The sequence below is a fragment of the Scandinavium sp. genome (genome assembly GCF_036271055.1).
GTDB lineage: Bacteria > Pseudomonadota > Gammaproteobacteria > Enterobacterales > Enterobacteriaceae > Scandinavium.
Genome location: NZ_DATBBJ010000077.1, coordinates 1 through 1,503, shown reverse-complemented (window position 1 = coordinate 1,503; position 1,503 = coordinate 1). Strand labels below are relative to the sequence as shown.

The 1,503-nt window shown below is 57.8% G+C and carries 1 protein-coding gene; it reads right to left on the bottom strand.

All coding sequences use genetic code 11. The annotated features are described in order from the left end of the window. Positions 1–356 precede the first annotated feature (356 nt). Entirely contained in the window at positions 357–1,418 is a 1,062-nt protein-coding gene (locus tag VH187_RS16615) for an IS110 family RNA-guided transposase (protein WP_329702569.1), read from the bottom strand. Between the last annotated feature and the right edge of the window lie 85 nt (positions 1,419–1,503).

The window sequence follows — 1,503 nt, the reverse complement described above, 5'->3', positions numbered from 1 at the left end:
AGCCCATGTATGACAGCCTCAGCTTCTGTCAAGGCCTTGAGCCCTGAATTGGGCGCAGAAAATTCCGGGGTGGTCGGGACGGGGTCAAGGGCGCCGCTCTTTGGCGTTCATCTTGACCCTTGACCCCGTTCCGGCCACTGCGACAATCAACCCGGGAACGAAGCTCAGATGTTTTTTCTGAGTTTCGTTCCATATCAGAAAACCGTCTTGCATGGCTAAACGACCCGAGCTCGCACGTTGATGAATCACTTTCGATGGCAACCGTTCAGGTTCCACCAACCATGTATTCGGCCCGATAAAGCTCCATGATTACTTGTTCAAACTCTCTCGCCAGGCGAGAGAGGCGGGGTGTCCAATCAAAGACTCGGCTTCAAGCCGCAGCCATTGGGCTGTACGGACTGCCCCGCATGCGAACCACGCTCCATGACCTGTGTGTAGTTCTGCCCGGAGCGCAACATCCAATACAAACGAACCGCAAGTTTGTGGGCGATGGCCACTTTGGCCACGCCGTGATGCTTGTTCATCGACAAGCGCAGATACTGCCGGTGCCAGTTCGGATCCTTGCTTTGTGCCTTGATGGCAGCTTCCACCAACAACCAGCGCAGCAGCGTATTGCCTTGCTTGGTAACGTGTCCCATTTGCTGCTGATGCTTGCCACTGGACGCCTCAGCTGGAATCAGCCCGAGATAGCTCCCCACCTGTTTGCCGCGGGGGAACCGCCTCCAATCCCCTATGATCAGCACGTACGCCAACGACACTACCGGACCCACGCCCGGATGCGTCATCAACAGCTGCGCTTCGGCATTCTGCTCGGCCGCCGCCAGCACCGCCGCGTCCAATGGCTCTATCCGCGTGTCCAGCGCATCCAGCAGTCCCAGAAGATCTGCTCGCCGATTGGCATACCAACCCGCAAGCGGCAAGTCCTCGATCACCTGCCGGCGCTTCGCCGACCAGGTCCGAGAACCGGTCAACCCCTCGTTCTTAGCGATCGCATCCAACTGGTTCTTGATTCGCGCTCGCATCCGTACCAGTCTGCAGCGATGTAAAAGCAACTGCCGCTGTTCCTCGTTGGCCACCGACGGCTGCCATACGGCGGGAAACCGGTTCTCTACCAGCAATCGCAGAATGTGACGGGCGTCTCGCTTGTCCGTCCGCTGCTCGCGCGGAGCCGAAGCATGAATCGCGCTGGCGTCCCCCACAAGAAATTCGTGACCAAGTTCGCCAATCAATATGCGGAACCAACGATCGTTCCCCGTTGCTTCCACTCCGATGCGCACAGCTCTGTCTGCCAAGGAGCGGTAAAACGCTAACGCCTCTCCCCGATGGCCCAATCGGCGTTCCCCGTACTCACCCGTTTCCTGCTCCAAATACGCGATCTGCTGGAAACCAGGATGAAAGTCACACCCTATAATCATCATGCTCGGCTCCTTCTCCGAGCTTCATGGTCGTTTAGCAGCAAACAGTGTAGTCAGGCTGCGGGAGCCGACGCTGTCATGCAATCAA